The organism is Dactylosporangium salmoneum (genome assembly GCF_039532525.1).
In the GTDB taxonomy this organism is placed as follows: Bacteria; Actinomycetota; Actinomycetes; order Mycobacteriales; family Micromonosporaceae; genus Dactylosporangium; species Dactylosporangium salmoneum.
Window position 1 is genome coordinate 186,144 of sequence record NZ_BAAARV010000021.1, and the last position, 17,985, is coordinate 204,128.

Genomic DNA, 17,985 nt, shown 5'->3' on the forward strand with positions numbered 1-17,985 from the left:
CGCTCGCCCCGGACGGACGCCGCCACGCCGGTCGTGGCCCACAAGCCGTCCGGCTGGCCGTCAACGGCGAAGCCCGGGCCCTGGGCAAACTCGGCCGGTGCCGGGCTGCCGAGCGAGCGATCGCCGAGGCATACGCAGTCCTCGATCGGCTGCCGCCGGAACCGGACATGACCCCGTGCAACTCGTTCGGCCTCTACAGCGCGGCCCGCGCGGCCTCGGCGTTGTTGCGTCCCTGCGCCACGACAATGCCCAGTAGGGCCGAGAACGTGTGCCGCGGCACATCGATCCAATCAGTCCACCGACTCGTGCCGGAACCAGTCGGCGGATTCATGCCTCCCCGCCGGCATCCGTTTTGGCTGCTCAATGCCAGGTCGGACACTAAGTCGGTACAGCAAGTCGGACCGTAAGTCGGTATTCCCAGCGCGGCCTAGCTCGGAGATCGTAGTCGATACGTCGCCACGACGACTGCCGGTAACGACCCCCGACGAGGAGGACGACCATGTCCGCTCCCGCTCAGATATCGGCACCAGCGACAAGCGCAGTCGGCATCCTCACGGGCGGGAGACGGCACACCGATTGTGTCCGGCGGGCGCTTCTTCTCGACCTCGACGGCGTCCTGGTCGATACGCGATCAGTGATGCAGTGGGCGTGGAAGAAGGTTCAGGAGAACCACGGCGTCGTCATTCCGTTCACTGACTACGAGTGCCATCTCGGGCGCGAGTTCGGCGACATCATGCAGCGGTTGGGCGTCGCCGACATCGACGGAGTCCGCCAGACGTACGAGGCGGAATCCGTCGCCGCCGCCCACCTCGCGCATGCGTACACCGGCGTTGTGGAGGTACTCCACGCCTTCGTGACCGCAGGTTGGAGGTTGGGCGTGGTGACGTCGAAGCACGTCGACCGCGCTGCCCCGCTGCTCGCCCGCCTTGAGTGCCCCTTCGGCACCGTCCGCACCCCCGCTGGAGCAGGCAGGGCCAAGCCAGCCCCCGACCCGATCCTCCTGGCGCTGGTCGACCTTGGCGTCGACCCCGGTGCGGCCGTGTACGTGGGAGATATGGCGGTGGACCAGGAGGCGGCGGCCCGCGCGGGTGTCGCGTACGTCCATGCCGGCTGGGGATATGGGCGGCCCGCCTCACCCGTCCCCCGGATCGTCTCCGCACCGAAGGAACTGTTGACGCTGCTGAGCGCTGACGTGTCGTGCATCGACGGGGGCTCGGTGTGAGCGCCCGTGCGGCCAGCGGCGCGGGCCTGATCCGCTCTGACGTCACTTGCCACCAGCGAGGGGCTCTGGTCGGCGACGATGCCCTGGATCACGTTACGTCCGACCACAGCAGAACCGCGGAACCGGAGGCCGTCGCCATCGACCGGCAGGAACTACGCGATCTCGTCGATAGCGTCATGGACGCCTTGGAGCATCACAGCTCATCGTTCGCGTCCACACCGGGCGGCGCTGGCTGGCTCCACGTCCAGCATGTTCCCGCTCGGCGCTTCGTGGCCGAGATCGTGCGCAAGCTGGCGGCCCTGGACGCCTGGGAACCATCCGCGTCGGCCCCGGGCCCCCTGGCCTGTGTCCCGGACGAGGGTCTGGTCGGCGTTCGTCCGAGCAGTTCGCGGGAGTACCTGGTCTATACCGTCACCTGGTCCGGTATCGCGTACCTGCTCGGGGCCGAGGCTCCGCACAACCCCGCCCACTCCGTCCAATTGCGGAACCGTTCTCATGCCAGCACGGTGAACACGGAGCCGGATCCGCTTCCCTCGGATGTGCGGCAGCGAGATGTCGTGGCACTGTCCTGGACCTCTCGGCATGCGGGCACCCTAAAGCCGGTCCTTGTGGAACTGGAGCGTGACGGACAGACGGGCCTTCTGCTCGACCTCGCCACCGATCCGGCGGAACGGTGCTCCGCGCCGACGTCCGCGAGCATCGGCCTCTGGTCGGCGCCAAGCGACCTTTTCACCCTCTCCGGCACTGTCGAGGGCCTGCAACCGCCCGACGACGGGCGCCTCGTCCGCGTCAAGGGATACGGCCTCCAGCTCGCTCGCCTCGCACGGCTGTTGTCCGTGCTCCTCGAGACCAGCGGCGGGTGCACCCAGCCATCATGGCGCGCCATCGTGCGGGCGGAGAGCTGGCTCGACAGCGTGCTGGCGGCGTCCCGCCCGCACACCGTCCTGCTGAGCAACGACACCAGCCCGCTGGGCGCGCTGGCCGCGCACACGGCCGAACGCCGCGGAGTCAACACGGTCCACGTCCAGCACGGAGCGTGGACAGCGGAGTCGGTCGCCTGGCCGGCACTGCACAGCCGCGACATCGTCGTCATGGGCGAACGAGACCGGCTCCTGGCCCAGGGATGGATACGCCACCCCGCCGCCGAGGTGCACGTTCTGGGACAACCGCGCTTCGACGCGCTCACCGGCCTCGACCGTCAGGAACAGAGGCGGTATCTGGAGAAGTTGCTGGCTGCGGGCAACCGTCGCTCTCCTGCCCGGATCCTAGTGTGGGCCTGTCAGCCGTTCCGTCCCGATCATCTCAAGGCCCAGGCAGAGCTCCTCTTGGACGGCCTGCGCGCGGCGGATGGGGACTGGGGGCTCATCATCGCTCCGCACCCGGCGCAGGACGCCCAGGTCTTCGCCTCGGTGCTGACGTTGGGCGGGGGTCCGCTCGTCGCCGTGGCCGACCCACGGATCGGCGCGCGGGGCTGCCTTGCCGGCGGCAATGCTCTGGCGTCTACGTACTCGACATGCGGAATCGAGGCCGCGTTGCTCGACGTCCCGGTCCTCGAAATCGGCGCACCTGGCGAACGCACTTTGGACCTGGCACCCCACGGTCTGGCGACCCGCTGCCACAACGCCGGTGACGTCGCACAGGCGCTCTCCGCCCTACGCGATCCGAGGCCGCGCGTCCCGAGAACGGCCATGGACGAGGTGTGCCGGTGGCGTGGCGACAGCGCGGCCCAGATCGCCCGTCTCATCACCCGCCGCGCCGAAACCCTCGTCGGATCATCCGCCCCCGTTCACCGCGATGCCTCTGCCGCGACCTCAACGCCGCCCCTGGCCGAAGGAGTACCTGCCCGATGACGCACTTCACCGCCGACACGATGGCCGAGCTGTTCTCGGGCGCGATCACGTTGGTCAGATCCGGCGATCGGGTCAGCCCTCGGGGCATGCCCACCCGGGAAGTCCGCGACGTCCACCTGCAGCTCACCCAGCCACGAGCCCGCCTGCTCTACGCGCCGCCGGCCAGGATCATGAATCCCGCGTTCGCGGTCGCCGAGACCGTCTGGCATCTGTCCGGCTCTGACGCCCCGTGGATCTTCGACTTCAACGCGCGGCTGCGCCAGTACGCCGACGACGGCGTACTCCTCGGCGCGTACGGGCCCAGGATGCGCAATTGGGGCGGCAAGGTAGACCAGTTGGCCCGAGTCGTAGAGATCCTCAAGGAGGATCCCGACTCGCGGCGCGCCCTGATCCAGCTCTACGACCCGGCCCAGGACGCCGCCGGGCACAAGGACGTGCCCTGCACGCTCGGCTTCCGGTTCCACCTGCGCGCCGGACGCCTGCACATGGCGACCATGATGCGCGGCCAGGATGTGTGGATCGGCATGCCATACGACGTGTTCTTCTACACCGTGCTGCACGAGTTGGTCGCCGGGTGGCTCGACGCGGAGCTGGGCGAGTTCCACCTGCACGTCGGCTCACTGCACATCTACGACGAGCATCTCGAGCGGGCCGAGCAGCTGACCTCCCCCACGGCCACTGAGGTCATGCCCGACCTGCAAACGCCGTGGCAGGGCTTCGACGACCTGCTCGACCAGATCGAAGCCCGCGACGTGACCGGCCACCCCGGCTGGGACACCATGGCCGCAACGCTGCGCAGCTACCGGCTGTGGAAGGACGGTCAGCTCGAGCAGGCATGGCGGGCGGCCGGCGAGATCGACGGCCCGCTCGGACAAGCCCTAACCGCCTGGTACGACGAGCTGCAGCGGCGCTCGTCAACGCCCGTCGCGACGCCCCGGGCGAGGTGATGGCCGCCATGAAGCGCACCCCCTCGGTCGTCCTCGGCTTGTGCTCATACACCCACGACTCGTCGGCAGCCCTCCTGGTGGAGGGTGAGCTGATCGGCTTCGTGGAGGAGGAACGCCTCTCCGCGCGGAAGCACACCAACCTCTACCCCGAGCGCGCGGTCGCGTGGCTGCTCGACCGGGCCAAGCTGACCGCCGGCGACGTGGACGCCGTCGCCTACAACTTCCAGCCCGCGCGCTACCTCGCCGAGTCACCCGCTGCCGTGCGCCTGGCGCTCTCCGCGGCGACACGCGCCCGGGCTCTGGCCCGCGCCCACGGGTTCGCCAAGGTGGCCGTGCGCACTCAGCGGCGCACACGGGCCATTGCCCGACAGTTCCCCGCCGCCCGTGTCACACCGGTCCTGCATCACCGCGCCCACCAGCTCACGGCCTTCGCCGCCTCGGGCTGGGACGAGGCCGCCGTGCTCGTGGTCGACAGCCTCGGCGAGCGGCAGACCACCACCATCGCCCGAGGACACACCGCGCTCAGACCTCGGACACAGACCCTGGAGGCGATCAACGATCCGGCCTCCCTCGGGTACGTGTACGGCGCTGTCACCGAGCACCTGGGCTGGCGGCGCGGCGACGAAGAGGGCACCGCGATGGCGCTGGCCGCCCTGGGTGACCCGGCCCGCTTCCGCGCCCTGTTCGCCCAGGCCATCCGCACCAACGCGACCGGCTTCCACATCGACCCCGCCTACTTCCTCCCGCGCACCCTCACGTCGGGATACGAACGCACGTCCCGACGGTTCGTCGCCGAGACCTGCCCCCAACGGCATCCGAGCGAGCCCCTGACCGACGTCCACCGCGACCTTGCGGCGGCTCTGCAGGAGCGCACCGAGCAGGTCATGGTGCACCTGGCCCGCCGCGCCCGTACGCTGGCCGGTTCCCGGCGACTGTGCGTCGGGGGCGGTGTCGCCACGAACTGCGTAAGCATCGGCAGGATCGTCGAGGCCGGCATATTCGACGAGGTGTTCGTGCCGCCCGCGCCCGGTGATGCCGGGACCGCGATCGGCGCCGCCCTCGCCGTGCACGTCGACGGCCGCAGCCCCCGGCCGGTGGCCGGTGTCGCCCGCACCTGCTACCTCGGCCCGTCGTATGAGGACAAGCCCCTCGACCTCACCCCCTGGCCCGGCCTCAACCAGCAGACCCTGGATACCGGGCAAGCGGAATTCCTCGCCGCCCAGCTGGCCCACGGCCTCATCGTCGGCCTGTTCCAGGGGGCCGTCGAAGCCGGGCCCCGCGCCCTGGGTAACCGCTCGATCCTCGCCTCACCGCTGCAGCCCGGCGTCGTCGAGCGACTGAACGCCACCGTGAAGTTCCGTGAGCCGTTCCGGCCCTTCGCCCCCATGGTCCTGGCCGAGCACGCCCGCGAGTTCTTCACCCTCGGCCAGCAGGCCCCATACATGTCCATGGCCTCCGGCGTGACGGACAAGACGCGCGAGCTCATACCGGCCATCGTGCACGCCAACGACACCTCCCGCCTGCAGACCGTCACCAGCTCGCAGAACCCGTTCATGCACGCGGTACTGGCCGCCTTCGGCCGCCGTACCGGCGTTCCCGTGCTGATCAACACGTCCCTCAACGTCAAGGGCAAGCCGATCTGCGGGACACCGCAGATGGCGTTGGACTGCCTGGCCAACTCCGGCCTCGACGCCCTGCTCCTCGAAGGGCGGTGGATCACCAAGTGAGGATCGGATACAGCTTCTGGGGCTTCCTCGGCAACGGCATCACCGACACACCGGACGGCGGACGCAGCCACCGCCGCCCCCTCATCGACGCCCTCCTGAGCCGGGGCCACGACATCGTGTTTCTGCAGGCCGACCGCGACCGTCTCGAAGCCTGCGACGACCTCGGCGGCTCGTACGCCTTCGACGCCGGCCTCCCGGGCATCGACGTGCTGTTCCTGGAGTGGCGCTGGGCGATCACCGGCCGCAACACCACAGTGTGCGGCAGCGCCGGGCACACTTGTGACCTGCACCGCCAGGCCCAACTCATCGACCACTACACCGTGGGGCACCAGACGCCCACCGTGATCTGGGACAAGGACCGCACCCTGCCGGCCGACAGCATGTGGCGCCGCACCGCACACACCCTCATCTGCGAGGCCGCACTCGCACCGACCCCCGGCGCGCACTCCCTGCTCTTCCCCGTCGCCGACGATCTCCTCGCGCAGGCCGACCCCGCCGTCCTCGCCGCGCGCCCACGCGACCTCGCGCTCGCTTACGTGGGCAACCAGTACGACCGCGACGAGCCCTTCGACCGGTTCTTCGCGCCGGCCGCCGACCGCATCGAGCATCTGGTCGCCGGGAAGTGGACGAAGACCGACCGCTGGCCGAACGTTCGCTTCGCCGGCCGGATCCCGTTCAAGGCCACCGCCGGCGTCTACGGCCGGTCCCTGGCCACGGTGCTGATGCTGCCCGAGCGATACGCCGCCGCCGGGCAAATGACCCAGCGCATCTTCGAAGCCGTGCTCGCCGGATGCCTGCCCTTGGCCCCGGCGGACATCCGCTTCGCGGACCGGTTCGTACCGCGTGAGCTGATCGTAGGCTCCGGCGCAGACGTGACCGAACGGCTGACGTACCTCCGCGAGATCTCTGGCAGCCAGCAGCACGCCGACCTGATCGCCGCATGCGTGGACCGACTGCACCTCTTCGGCCTGAACAAGCAGCTCGACGCCCTGCAAGACGCAATGCACCGGCTCGTGCAGACCACCGCGAACAAGCGGAGCGCTGTCTGATGCCGACCACATTGGCCCGGGTACCCGGGCCATCCGAACGTGTCCCGCAGGACGGCCCCGCCGGACACCTGAACCTCTCTACGCTGGAGCAACATGAACAAGGTCGCCATCGTCGGCTGCGGAGGCAGCGGCAAATCCCACGTGGCCCGCGAACTCGGCAAGATCCTCGGCGCGCCGGTGACGCACCTGGACGCCGCGTTCTACGACAACGCGTGGAACCCGCTGCCCATGGACAAGTTCACCGAGCTGCAGCGAGACCTGGTCGCGCAGCCACGGTGGGTAATCGACGGCAACTACAACTCGACGCTGCAGGTGCGGCTCGAAGCCTGCGACACGGTGGTTCTGATGGACGTATCGACCTGGGCGGCGCTGTACGGGATCTTCTCCCGGCAGATCCGCCACGGCGCCGGGCACAAGGGCAATGGGGTGCACAACCGCATCCACTGGGGCGTGATCAAGTATGTGGCCACGTACCGCCGCAAGATGCGGCCCCGCGTGATGGCGAAGATCGAGGAGTTCGCCGCCGGCCGAGCCGACGTCGTGCTGCTGGCCAACCGGCGTATGACGCGCCGCTGGCTGCGGAAAGTAGCCGCCGAGCAGTCCTGAACCGCCCGCGCCCCCGCCGCGGGGGTGCGGCATGAACGAGCCCAACCCGTTCCTGGACCCCGCCCGTCAGCAGGAGCTGTACGGACATGCCGCCCGGCTAGCCGGGCGGACCAGCGCGTTGATGCGCGCAAAGACCTCCGGCCACCCCGTGCCAGCGACGATCGTCAGCCTGCTGCGGACCCACCACGCCCATCCGGACCGCCTCGGTGTGGTCCTCGACATCGGCTGCGGTCGCGGCACAAGCAGCCTGGCCATCGCCGAGCAGCTCCGGCCGCAGCGCGTCATCGGCCTGGACGCCGCCCACGCCCTGCTCGCCCAGGCCCGCAAGCGCGCCAGATCGCTGCCCGACAGCACGATCGACTTCGTCGAAGGGGACTTCCACGACCTTCCGCTGCCCGCCGGGTCGTGCGACGTCGCCGTCGCCGCGTTCTGCCTCTACCACTCCCCGCAGCCCAAGCACGTCATCGCACAGATCGCCAGAGTCCTGGCCCCCGAGGGTCTAGCAGTACTCGTCAGCAAGGGACTCGACAGCTACCGAGAGATGGACCAGCTGGTCGCTTCGGCCGGCCTCGACGCGCGAGCCGACCAGCGCGAAAGCCTCTACATCGCAGCGCACAGCGGCAACCTCGCTGACCTGGCCGCCGCCTCACTCGACGTGATTGCCGTGCTGGACGAGGAGCACGCCTTCACCTTCGACGGCCACGACCACGTGGCGCAGTACCTGGCCACCAGCCCCAAGTACGACCTCGCGCCCGGCCTCTACGGCAACCCCGGTGCGCTGGCCGCGGCCCTGCATGAGCGCCTTCCCGACCAGCCGTTCACGACCCGGTCCCGGATCACGTTCGTCGTCGGCCGGCCGAACGACGGGTGGCTGCGGTGAGCCGCGCGCTGTTCACCAAGCACTACGCGACACCGGTGCACGCGGCGAGGGCTGTGCGCCACTACCGGTGGATCGACGGGCACGCGAAGCCGATGCGGCAGCCGGACCTGCACGCCATCGGACCGGACAGCCTAACCTTCGAGCGGGTCGAGGGTCGCTGCGTAGGACCCGAGGATCTGCCACGCATGGCGGAACTGCTCGGCCACGCGCACGGTGCCGCCTGGCGTAGCGACCTGCAGTCGGCGTCGGTCCGCACTCCGCATCACTTCCACGACGGCACCCCGTTCGACGACTATCTCGGCCTCCGGCAGCTTGCGCTCCGGCGACGCCACGAGCAGGGCTATCTGCCGAACACGGAGGCCCTGGACGCGATGCTCGCCCTGCTGCACGAAACCGCGCATGAGCCGTTCGCCTTCTACAAGGACAGCAATCCCCGGAACTTCATCATCACGACGGCCGGGGACATCGTCACCGTCGACACCGACGACCTCTCCCTGGCGCCGATGGGATACGACCTTGCGAAGCTGATCGCGACGCTTCATCTGACGTACGGACCGCTGGCAGACCGTGCCGTCAACGACGCCCTCTTCGCGTACAACGAGGCGGCCGGAGGCTACGGCGCTCAGCTCGGCGCAACGGACCGCAGACGCCTCGACGACTTCCTGACTCTGCACGCCGTCCTGACCGCCCCCTACATCGGGCACAACGGCTACCGCTGGTCGCTACTCCTCCACCTCCAAGGAACCCCATGATCACCACCGAGCTCGTGTTCGTACGGCACGGCCAGGCCCAGTGCAACGCCGACGGTCTCGTCGGAGGCCCACGCTCCTGCACCGGACTGACCAACCTCGGGCGCACCCAGGTCCACCACGCCGCCCGCCGCCTGGCCGGTGAGCACCTGCAGACGCCATTCGACACGGTCTACGCCGGTCCGCGGCTTCGCCTCGTCCAAACCGGCGAGATCATCGCCCAGACGCTGCAGATCCCGCTGCGCATCGACGACCGCCTCGACGGCCCCGTCCACGGCGACGCCGACGGCCAATCGTGGGAGGCGGTCAAGACAACCGCGGATGGCGGCCCGCATGCGCACCCCGACACACCGTGGGCCACTGGCTCCGACACATGGAGCGGATACCTGACGCGCGCCAGCCAGCACCTGAGCCGGCTCGTCGAGGAGCACGAGGGCAAACGCATCGTCTTCGCCGCCCACGGAGAAACCGTGATCACCGCTCACACCCTCCTCCTGGGTATTCCCATCGGCTCACCGGCGGGCTTCACACACCACCACGCCTCAATCACCCGCTGGCAGCACCACCGCAACCGGCTCGGCCAAACTCGCTGGATGCTCGATCGACACAACGACACCGAGCACCTCAGCCGCCTCGCGCCGGAGCCGACCCCGTGATCACCACATCGCAGGATGCCCGGATCCAACTGGCGCACGGCATCCTCGGCGCCGTCGAGATCGTGCCGGACCCCAAGCTCCCTGTTCACGTCGTGCGTCTGGTAACCGGCGACGGGCGTTGCTTCATCGCCAAGCAGCACAACGGGCACGACCGATACGTGGGGGAACGCAACGCCTACCGGACATGGGGCACCCATGTGCACGGCCACGCGCCGGAGCTCGTCGGCCATGACGACGCTACCCGCACCCTGCTGCTGACCGCGCTCGCAGGCGACCAGGCGGACACCGCGGTCCCGGACTCACCCGAGGAGGAACTAGCCCATCACGAGGCCGGCCGCATCCTCGGCAAGCTCCACCGGGCCACCTGCATGGCCCAAGACGGCGCCGTCGGTGCAGCGCTCGCCGATCGCCTCCAGCGCTGGATCGGACGGGCCGTGCACGCCGGCCTTATCGACACGGCCGAGCGCACCCTGCTGCAGCACCATGCAGCCATCCCGGCCACCAGCCTCATGGACAGCGCGGTCTGCCACCTCGACTACCAGCCCCGCAACTGGCTGGTCGGAGACGTCTTCGGCGTCTGCGACTTCGAGCACATGCGACGCGACGCCCGGGTCCGCGACTTCGCGAGGCTCGAGTTCCGACGCTGGCAAGCCGCACCCTACCTCCGAACCGCCTTCCTCGACGGGTACGGGCGTCCGCTGACCGACACCGAACAGCGCCTCCTGGACTCCTTCGGCGCCATCGAGGCAGCCACCGCCCTGGTGAAGGGCCACCAGGACAACGACCCCACGCTGAGCGCGCACGGCCGCACCCTCCTGTCCCGCCTCACCTTACTACTCCCATCGACCACCTTCATCTGGAGATTCCCGTGCCCCAGCACGAGCCGCCCCTGAACGCCGCTGCCCTACGCCGGGCCGTGGTGACCGGTTCCGCCGGCTTCATCGGCTCCCACCTCGCGCGCGCCCTCGCCCAGGCCGGCACCACCGTGATCGGCATCGACCGCCGCGATCCTTCCACCGACCCCACGGCCGCCGCGAACCTCGCCGCCGCACAAGGGCTCCCGGGGTATCACCGCATCACCGCCGACCTCATCGACTGCGCGATCGACCCGCTCCTGATCGACGCGGACGCGGTCTTCCACCTCGCCGGAGTTCCCGGCGTGCGACCGTCGTGGGGGCCGCAGTTCAGCGACTACCTCGCGTCCAACGTCCTGGCCACCCACCGGGTCCTGGAAGCGTGCAGCCGCGTCGGCGTCCCGCGACTGGTCGTTGCCTCCTCCTCCAGCGTCTACGGGCCGACCGGCGGCGGCGCGAGTGCTGAGGCCGACCGACCGAAGCCGGCCTCCCCGTACGCGGTGACCAAGCTGGCCGAGGAACACCTTTGCCTCGCCTACGCCGGGCGGTCCAGCGGTCCCAGCGTCGTCGCGCTGCGGTACTTCACCGTCTACGGCCCCCGCCAGCGCGCCGATATGTTCACCCACCGCGCCTTGCAGGCCGCCCTGACCGGACAGCCGCTTCGCCTGTACGGAGACGGCCACCAGCGACGCGACTTCACCTACATCGACGACATCGTGGCCGCCACGATCGCCGCCGCCGTCGTGCCGGCAGCGAACGGCGTGATCAACGTGGGGGGCGGGTCGAACGCGTCGCTGCTGGAAGTGATCAACATCGCGACCGGCCTCGTCGGCCGCGACATCGAAATCCAGCAGGACCAGGCGCGCAGCGGTGACGTCCTCGTCACCCGTGCCGACCCCAGCCGCGCCCGAGACACCCTCGGCTGGCAGCCGCGAGTCGATCTCCGCGCCGGGATGCGCGCTCACCTGCAGGCGATGACCGCCCAGATGCCGGGCTGCAGCAGAGCCGCGTAGCCACGATCCCGAGCCGAGAGAAGACGCCATGGAAAGTCCCGACCGAGCACGGCTGGACGCCTACTTCCGTCAGATCACCGCGCAGTTCCCCGCCGGCGGCGCGATCACGACACTGGTCATCACGCATCTTTGGTCGAGACGTCGTCCTGGTGAACATCGGCGGCTACTTCGCGGCGAGCCTCGACACCCTCGTGGGCAAGTTTTTCCGGCCGCATCCTCGGCGTCGTGGAGGACACCGAGAACGGACACCGGCAGAACGCGGCACTCGGCGCCCTGCCGTGCCCGGTCGTCTCCGTGGCCCGTTCCCCGCTCAAAGACTGCGAAGACCACCTAGTTGGCCGGTCGATCGTATTCTCCACCGACGCCCTCGTCCGGGCCCGCGGAGACATCCTGACCAGCCGTAACGCATGCGTCATCAGCTTCGGCAAGATCGGCCGCGCCATCGCCCAGACCCTGCGCGCCCAAGACCTGCGCGTCACCGTATACGACAGCGATCCGATCAAGCGAGTCGAGGCACATTCCCTCGGCTTCCACACCAGCGCGTCCACCGGCGAGGCCGTACGCGACGCGGACCGCGTCTTGTGCGCCACTGGCAATCTCGCCCTGCGACAGGACGATTTCGCAGCCCTGCGCAACGGCGCGTACCTCGGATCCGTGACCTCCACCGAGGACGAACTCGAACTCGAACTCCTCCACGACCTCTATCAGCGCAGCCCTGTCAGCGCCCAATTGACGCGATACGAGGTCACCGGCCACTACTTCTACGTTCTGGCTGACGGTGGCGCCATCAACTTCGTGCACGGCGCCGCCGTCGGCGCGTACATCCACCTCGTCCAGGCCGAGATACTCGCCGCGACGGTCGCGCTCAGCCACGGCCGCTTCCAGCCCGGACTACACGAGATCCCAGCGGCCGACCGCGACGCCATCGCCAGAACCTGGCTCCACCACTTTGAGGGGTGAACCCCAGATGCCGCCCTCCGTCCACCACATCCGCTGCGTCACCGAGGCGTATCTCGAGCACCCACACGAACGCGGCGCCCTCGCAACCCTGCTCACCGCACTGGCCGCCCTGGATGACCCCACGCACCGCAAAACGTTCCCCGCCCACGTGACCTGCAGCGCCATCGTCATCGACAGCAACCGCCACGTGCTCCACATCGTCCACAGGGCGAACGGGACACTGCTGGCCCCCGGAGGGCACAACGAACTGGACGACCACGACCTTCGCGCCGCCGCCCTCCGTGAGCTGCACGAAGAGATGGGCATCTCGACAGGCGCCGTAGTCCCCCTGACGGGCTACGAGGACGTGCCCCTCGACATCGACGTGCACACCATCGACGCGAACCCCTCAAAGGGCGAGCCGGCCCACTACCACGTCGACTTCCGCTGGGGATTCCTCCTCCCCGTCGATCACGCGGTAAAGCTCCAGAAAGAGGAGGTCGACGGCTACGAATGGCGAACGTTCACGAGCGCCGTATCACTCACCGTTCGCTCCAAGCTCGCTCTGCTGCCCTGAACATCGGCTCACCCGACCACCAGGAGGACGCCGTGGCCGACACCACAGCCCGAACGCTTAACGCCAGCCCGCGCCGACACATTGCCGTCATCCCCTGCCGCTGGGGCGCCTCGCGCTTCCCCGGCAAGCCGTTGGCCCGCCTCGGCGACAAGCCACTGCTCTGGCACGTCCACCAGCGCTGCCTCGAGGCCAAACACCTCGACGGAACCGTCGTGGCGACTGACGACGAACGCATCGAAGCGGCATGCCAGCAGCTGGGCATCGAGTGCATCCGCACCGGAGAACACCTCACCGGCACCGACCGTGTCGCAGAGGTCGCCGAACGCCTGCCAGCCGACGCGTACATCAACGTCCAGGGCGACGAGCCGTTCATCACTCCCGACGCCATCGACGCCATCTCGAAGGCACTAAAGAACCTGCCGCCCGATACCCTCGCCGTGAACGCGTACACCGAACTGGTCGACGTCGGTGCCGTTCTGGACCACAACGTCGTCAAGGTCGTCGTCACCGCACAAGGCCAGGCCCTGATGTTCTCGCGCCAGCCCATCCCCTACCCCAAGGGCGAACGGCCCAAGTACCTCCGCCAATTGGGCCTCTACGGCTTCACCAGCCCCGCCCTGCAACGCTTCCGACAGCTCCAACCGGGACCTCTGGAACGCGCCGAGGGAGTGGAGATGCTGCGCCTAACCGAACACGGCCACGGGGTGAAAATGATCCATGTTGCGGACGACGGCGTAGCGGTGGACACACCGGAAGACCTCGCCCGAGCTGAGGTCCTCCTCGTTCAGCGCTAGCGGTAGTTTGTTGACTTCATGGTGGTAGGTAGAGGTTGATGCCGTGGCCGCGTGCGAGGGCGTCGAGCAGCTGTTGGAGTTCAGTGGGTGGGGGCTTGTCGGACCAGGCTTTCCACCAGCGTTGCAGCCGTAGCCACGGGGTCAGCCAGACGCGGACCGCGCGGAGGGTCTTGGGCCAGCACGGGTGTTTCACCGGCTGGGGCGTTGAAGGGCCCCCTCTCTGCGGGCCCGTCGGGTGACAGGTCCGCGTTCGGCTCACTTGGAGTGTCGAGTGTGGACGGTTGATCGGGGTGGTGATCGAACCAGGCCTTCCAGCAGAACGAAAATGCGCAGTGGACGAGGTTCTGGTGACGCCCAATCGCGACGGCGGAGCGGACCTGGAAGTCGGCCCAGCCGAGCTCGTCTTTGACCTGCTTGTAGCTCTGCTCGATCCAGTTCCGCATCCCGTATAGCCGCACCACCTCGGCCAGATCGGCGGCCTCGTGCAGGCTGTCGGAGGTGGCATGGGGGCCGCCGGGGCGGGGCAAATTGGTGGCCAGGTACCAGGTCGCCTTGTCCGGCAACGTGGCCGGGTCGATGGTGGCCACGACGAGCCGGGTCTGCCCGTCCGGCCCCCACCAGCCCAGCGATGCGTCAACCGCCCACCACGTTTCGGTGTGCCCGTCACGGAACCGCCGCTGTACCCGGCTCCACCTGCCGGGATCGTCAGGCCCGTTCCACGGCACAGCCCGGCCCGCGTCTTTCGGGGTATACGCCTCGGCGCCGTACTGCCACGCGCCCCGTGCCGGTTTGAGTGCCAGCACGAACCCCCAGCCGCCCTGCTGCAGTTCCCCGCGCAGCTCGTCGTGATCGCCGTAACCGCAGTCGGCTACCACCGCCCGGCAGGCCACACCGGCCGTGTCCGCCTCGGCAACCAGCTGCCCGGCGATGCGCGGCTTGGTCCGGAAACCGGGATCGGTGCGCCCTTTCGAGAAGTGCGACGCCGGCGTGTACGCCTGAGCGTGCAACGGATAGTAGACCTGCTCGTCGGCCCACAACGTGGTCACCGTGACCACACCGTTGTCGGTCTTGCCGTACCGGCCCAGCCACTGCCGCCCGACATGGGCAGTGCGCCTGCCGGCCTTGCGGTCACCGGAATCGTCGATGACCAACACACCCTCGCCGTGCCAGGCGGTGGCCGGATCAGCCTGCAGCAGTTCCAACCGCCGGTCGTTGACCGCACCGGCGTCCCAGGTGGACTCCGACAGGAAGTACTGCAACCGTTGCGCCGCCGCGTGTTGCGCCCCCACCACCGGCTCCGTGCCGGCCAGGCCGGTCAACGTCTTGTTCCGATCGCGTGGCGCCAACAGGCCACTCAGATACTCCCGAAACCCCCGCCGCTGCGCCAGCCGGGAAAACAGCCCATCAAACAACGCCGCATACGCTTCCAACGGGCCCGCCGCCGGTGGACACACCAACCGAGCCACCAACACCTCACACGGTCCGACCAACCCCACGACCAGCGTCAGCCAACCGTACACAGCCATCCACCGAAGTCAACAAACTACCGCTAGCCTCGATCCGGTGCGCGTGTGGACCCCACTTCCCATTGAGTCCCCGCTCCACCGCAGTCCGGTGGCGATCACGCACCAAGTCGACGGCCTGCGCGGGTGGACTCTGGCCTCGGTACGCAGCCTGCTGCTCGACCCGATCCAGACGGGTAACGCCGACGAGGGCAGCGAGCCGCACTCCGTCGGCAGGCACCGCAGCCAGGCGATGATCGACGTCGGCGTCCGCCGCACCCTGGTCGAATACTGGGACTGGCCGGAGGAGCCGGGCGACCAGCGATAGCCCGCTCCTCCGGCCATCGAGAGGACCCCGCCGGCAGCTGCCAGCGGGGCCCTCTCGGCTCACGGTCTACAGGGTGAGGACGATGATCCAGACGACCAGCACGATGACCTGCACCGCGACCTTGCGCGGCACACGCACATGAATCGATAACGAATCCATATGTCCCTCACCTCCCCCCAATATCAACTCCGTGGTTCCGGCGACGCGACCGGGACACGTCGAGCGAAGCGTCTTGGGCGTGAGAGACCGACTGTTCGCAGCGGTCAACCCCAAGATCTCCTACTCAGAGCGCGCAAGGCCGGACGCGGCAGTGTTGCGAGACGCATCGGTTCGTGCCACTCCTGCTGTTCGGGCTCCGTCGGATACAGCAGGCCCATACGGGATGCTGCAGGATCGAGAGCGGCGTCCCGCTCGACACTGCAGGCACGCTACATGGCAGACGCCATTCTGCGCGACTGCCGTGTGCGATTTCAGACGTGCAATTCCCTCAGCTGGACCAATCTGTCGTCGACTATATAAACGTCACCTGCGAAAACTGCCCATCGGAGGACTTCCCCCGGTCCCGACTGTCGCCACCATCACACTCGGTTTTCGATGCAGTGATACAGCGACCGGCAGAAATCCCCTGCCTGTGACCTTCTGGGCAATCTACCCAATGGCGGAGCGTAATCACTTCCTTAGCGCGCGGTATCGCTGCCGTCACATCATCAAGTCGTGATACTGCTCTTTTGAGTATGCCCAAAAGAGCAGTACTCATTTGAGCATGCTCAAATTTCGCGCCGCGCAAAAATCTTCAGCATGCAATTAGAAAGGGCAAAGTTCTCGTCCTGGGCGTGGCCGGCGCCGAACGGCGGGCTCGGCTGTCAAGCACGTCGCCGACAGTGCGGCCCGGCCTGGTCCCGCAGACTCCTCGGCCATACGGACACCACCGGCCGGAGAGCTGACCCTCAGCGAGTTCTACTGGCAGCATTTCTCGGCATACCCAAGCGGCGGCGGCACGGTCACCGACTTCGAGTCACCGGACGATCCGCAGTCCGTGCTCGCCTGGTACGCCGCGCAGCTGACCGACCACGAGGAGAAGGAGGCGGGCAAGTGGGTTCGCGAGACGACGGACGAGGACGGATGGGAAAAGCAGCACCTGGCCGCGGCCGCGCCAGGCAGCCATCGCAGGCCAGCCCAGGCAACCCTCGACGTGGGCAAACACGGCGCCGATCTCCGCTGTGCGGGACCGGGGGGTATGGAAGAGCGATACGGTCGACGCGCTGAAACACACCGTGGGTGTCCCGGCGGTCATCCACTTTCGACCTGGCCTCCATGCGGGTAAACCTGCCCGCGAGTTGGTTAGTGTCGGGGCAGATCGGTGCACCAGGGTCCGGTGTCGCTCTACGGCGTGGCCGGCGTTGAGCAACGCGATGTCGGCGCCGCGGCGGCCGATGAGCTGTATCCCGATCGAGAACCGGCCGGCCATGCCGGCCGGGACGGTGAGGCTCGGGCGGCCGGTGAAGTTGGTCAGATAGGTCATGATCCAGCCGATGAGCGTGTTGACGCCGACGCAGTTGATCGATGCCGGTCCGACGTGTAGCCAATGGGGCCGTTCGGCACGCCCGGGACCGGGAGGGTCGGGCAGACGATCAGGTCGGAGCCGGCGAAAGTCCGCTCGAGGACGGTGTTGACCGCGACACGCAGGAATGCGGCGTGCTGGTATCCACGGCGCAGGTCGCTTCGCCGCGGCGGATCATGTCGACGAGATCTGGGGACAGCTGGTCGGTGAATCGGGATCGAGCAGGTCGATGGGGCGCCTTCGAGGAGGAACAGGTCATGTCCGTGCGCGCACAGCGCGGACTGCAGCATGACCCGCAGTACGGACAGGTCGTCCTGGGTGACGGGCTGTCCGGTCGCGGACCGCAGCGGGTGGTTCTGGATCTGGTACAGGCCGAAGCGCACGGTGGCGACTGTCGCTCCGGCGGCGCGCAGCGCCGGAGGCCGGCCGTCGTCTTGCCGGCGACGATCGCGCCGGCGTCGATGGGCCGCTGAGTGTAGATCGACGTAAGCGGGGCGGTGAACCCTAGCTGGTGGAAGGGCCGGGACCCGAACGTGTTGGGGACGTCCTTGACGTAGTCGAAGAGGTCCTTCACCGCCAGCAGCAGCCCTTCCAGAGGCCGGTTCGTCCAGCCCGGTTCCGGCGGTCGACCTCCCGAGCCGCGGCATAGACCTGATCGTCCGGCAGTAAGGCGGTGTCTCAGTTGGTGATCTTTGTGAGTCGGCGGTGGCAGATGAGGATGGCTGCGAGGT

At 68.4% G+C, this 17,985-nt stretch carries 18 protein-coding genes; 15 read left to right on the top strand and 3 right to left on the bottom strand.

The annotated features are described in order from the left end of the window. Positions 1–499: 499 nt before the first annotated feature. The 14 genes from ABD352_RS13055 to ABD352_RS13120 all read left to right on the top strand — a co-directional run bounded on the left by ABD352_RS13055 (position 500) and on the right by ABD352_RS13120 (position 13,863). On the top strand, positions 500–1,222 hold the full coding sequence (locus ABD352_RS13055; RefSeq protein WP_344612564.1) for an HAD family hydrolase: 723 nt from the start codon (positions 500–502) through the stop codon (positions 1,220–1,222). Continuing rightward, the gene (locus ABD352_RS13060; protein WP_344612565.1) at positions 1,219–3,072 is read left to right on the top strand and encodes a hypothetical protein; all 1,854 of its coding nucleotides are present in this window, start codon (positions 1,219–1,221) and stop codon (positions 3,070–3,072) included. Before ABD352_RS13055 ends, ABD352_RS13060 begins: the two co-directional genes overlap by 4 nt. Then, positions 3,069–4,019 (top strand): thymidylate synthase, encoded by a 951-nt coding sequence (locus ABD352_RS13065; protein WP_344612566.1) that lies wholly within the window; start codon positions 3,069–3,071, stop codon positions 4,017–4,019. The genes ABD352_RS13060 and ABD352_RS13065 overlap by 4 nt, the downstream gene beginning before the upstream one ends. 8 nt (positions 4,020–4,027) lie before the next feature. After that, positions 4,028–5,746, top strand: coding sequence for a carbamoyltransferase family protein (locus ABD352_RS13070; protein WP_344612567.1), 1,719 nt, complete (start codon positions 4,028–4,030; stop codon positions 5,744–5,746). Beyond that, on the top strand, positions 5,743–6,795 hold the full coding sequence (locus ABD352_RS13075) for a glycosyltransferase family protein (RefSeq protein WP_344612568.1): 1,053 nt from the start codon (positions 5,743–5,745) through the stop codon (positions 6,793–6,795). Before ABD352_RS13070 ends, ABD352_RS13075 begins: the two co-directional genes overlap by 4 nt. A gap of 93 nt (positions 6,796–6,888) precedes the next feature. Further along, positions 6,889–7,401, top strand: coding sequence for a P-loop NTPase family protein (locus ABD352_RS13080; RefSeq protein ID WP_344612569.1), 513 nt, complete (start codon positions 6,889–6,891; stop codon positions 7,399–7,401). A gap of 31 nt (positions 7,402–7,432) precedes the next feature. Next, a complete protein-coding gene (locus ABD352_RS13085; RefSeq protein ID WP_344612570.1) occupies positions 7,433–8,281 on the top strand; it encodes a class I SAM-dependent methyltransferase in 849 nt (282 codons plus the stop codon). Next, entirely contained in the window at positions 8,278–9,033 is a 756-nt protein-coding gene (locus ABD352_RS13090; protein ID WP_344612571.1) for a phosphotransferase, read from the top strand. Before ABD352_RS13085 ends, ABD352_RS13090 begins: the two co-directional genes overlap by 4 nt. Next, the gene (locus ABD352_RS13095; protein WP_344612572.1) at positions 9,030–9,686 is read left to right on the top strand and encodes a histidine phosphatase family protein; all 657 of its coding nucleotides are present in this window, start codon (positions 9,030–9,032) and stop codon (positions 9,684–9,686) included. The genes ABD352_RS13090 and ABD352_RS13095 overlap by 4 nt, the downstream gene beginning before the upstream one ends. Continuing rightward, positions 9,683–10,579 (top strand): phosphotransferase, encoded by an 897-nt coding sequence (locus ABD352_RS13100; RefSeq protein WP_344612573.1) that lies wholly within the window; start codon positions 9,683–9,685, stop codon positions 10,577–10,579. Before ABD352_RS13095 ends, ABD352_RS13100 begins: the two co-directional genes overlap by 4 nt. Further along, the gene (locus ABD352_RS13105) at positions 10,555–11,553 is read left to right on the top strand and encodes an NAD-dependent epimerase/dehydratase family protein (RefSeq protein ID WP_344612574.1); all 999 of its coding nucleotides are present in this window, start codon (positions 10,555–10,557) and stop codon (positions 11,551–11,553) included. The genes ABD352_RS13100 and ABD352_RS13105 overlap by 25 nt, the downstream gene beginning before the upstream one ends. Before the next feature lie 225 nt (positions 11,554–11,778). Next, positions 11,779–12,513, top strand: a complete 735-nt coding sequence (locus tag ABD352_RS13110) for an NAD(P)-dependent oxidoreductase (protein ID WP_344612575.1) — start codon at positions 11,779–11,781, stop codon at positions 12,511–12,513. A 7-nt stretch (positions 12,514–12,520) separates the two neighbouring features. Beyond that, positions 12,521–13,069 (top strand): NUDIX hydrolase, encoded by a 549-nt coding sequence (locus ABD352_RS13115; protein ID WP_344612576.1) that lies wholly within the window; start codon positions 12,521–12,523, stop codon positions 13,067–13,069. Between the two features lie 32 nt (positions 13,070–13,101). Further along, positions 13,102–13,863 carry a 3-deoxy-manno-octulosonate cytidylyltransferase gene (locus ABD352_RS13120; RefSeq protein ID WP_344612577.1) on the top strand — a complete coding sequence of 254 codons (762 nt, stop codon included), beginning with the start codon at positions 13,102–13,104 and terminating at the stop codon, positions 13,861–13,863. An 80-nt stretch (positions 13,864–13,943) separates the two neighbouring features. Here the strand turns inward: ABD352_RS13120 and ABD352_RS13125 are convergent, their stop codons facing one another. Beyond that, entirely contained in the window at positions 13,944–15,389 is a 1,446-nt protein-coding gene (locus ABD352_RS13125; RefSeq protein WP_344612578.1) for an IS701 family transposase, read from the bottom strand. Positions 15,390–15,477: 88 nt separating this feature from the next. Here ABD352_RS13125 and ABD352_RS13130 point away from each other — a divergent pair, with 88 nt between their 5' ends. Then, positions 15,478–15,693 (top strand): hypothetical protein, encoded by a 216-nt coding sequence (locus tag ABD352_RS13130; RefSeq protein ID WP_344612579.1) that lies wholly within the window; start codon positions 15,478–15,480, stop codon positions 15,691–15,693. A 1,015-nt stretch (positions 15,694–16,708) separates the two neighbouring features. Here the strand turns inward: ABD352_RS13130 and ABD352_RS13135 are convergent. Then, positions 16,709–17,215, bottom strand: a complete 507-nt coding sequence (locus tag ABD352_RS13135) for a hypothetical protein (protein WP_344612580.1) — start codon at positions 17,213–17,215, stop codon at positions 16,709–16,711. Continuing rightward, a complete protein-coding gene (locus tag ABD352_RS13140) occupies positions 17,212–17,637 on the bottom strand; it encodes a hypothetical protein (RefSeq protein WP_344612581.1) in 426 nt (141 codons plus the stop codon). Before ABD352_RS13140 ends, ABD352_RS13135 begins: the two co-directional genes overlap by 4 nt. Between the last annotated feature and the right edge of the window lie 348 nt (positions 17,638–17,985).

What these genes read in the sequence shown, in the direction of transcription:
- ABD352_RS13115 (WP_344612576.1), top strand. Translation starts at nt 12,521, where the DNA reads ATGCCGCCCTCCGTCCACCACATCCGCTGCGTCACCGAGGCGTATCTC.
- ABD352_RS13070 (WP_344612567.1), top strand. Translation starts at nt 4,028, where the DNA reads ATGAAGCGCACCCCCTCGGTCGTCCTCGGCTTGTGCTCATACACCCAC.
- ABD352_RS13095 (WP_344612572.1), top strand. Translation starts at nt 9,030, where the DNA reads ATGATCACCACCGAGCTCGTGTTCGTACGGCACGGCCAGGCCCAGTGC.
- ABD352_RS13085 (WP_344612570.1), top strand. Translation starts at nt 7,433, where the DNA reads ATGAACGAGCCCAACCCGTTCCTGGACCCCGCCCGTCAGCAGGAGCTG.
- ABD352_RS13135 (WP_344612580.1), bottom strand. Translation starts at nt 17,215, where the DNA reads ATGACCTATCTGACCAACTTCACCGGCCGCCCGAGCCTCACCGTCCCG.
- ABD352_RS13080 (WP_344612569.1), top strand. Translation starts at nt 6,889, where the DNA reads ATGAACAAGGTCGCCATCGTCGGCTGCGGAGGCAGCGGCAAATCCCAC.
- ABD352_RS13065 (WP_344612566.1), top strand. Translation starts at nt 3,069, where the DNA reads ATGACGCACTTCACCGCCGACACGATGGCCGAGCTGTTCTCGGGCGCG.
- ABD352_RS13125 (WP_344612578.1), bottom strand. Translation starts at nt 15,389, where the DNA reads ATGGCTGTGTACGGTTGGCTGACGCTGGTCGTGGGGTTGGTCGGACCG.
- ABD352_RS13055 (WP_344612564.1), top strand. Translation starts at nt 500, where the DNA reads ATGTCCGCTCCCGCTCAGATATCGGCACCAGCGACAAGCGCAGTCGGC.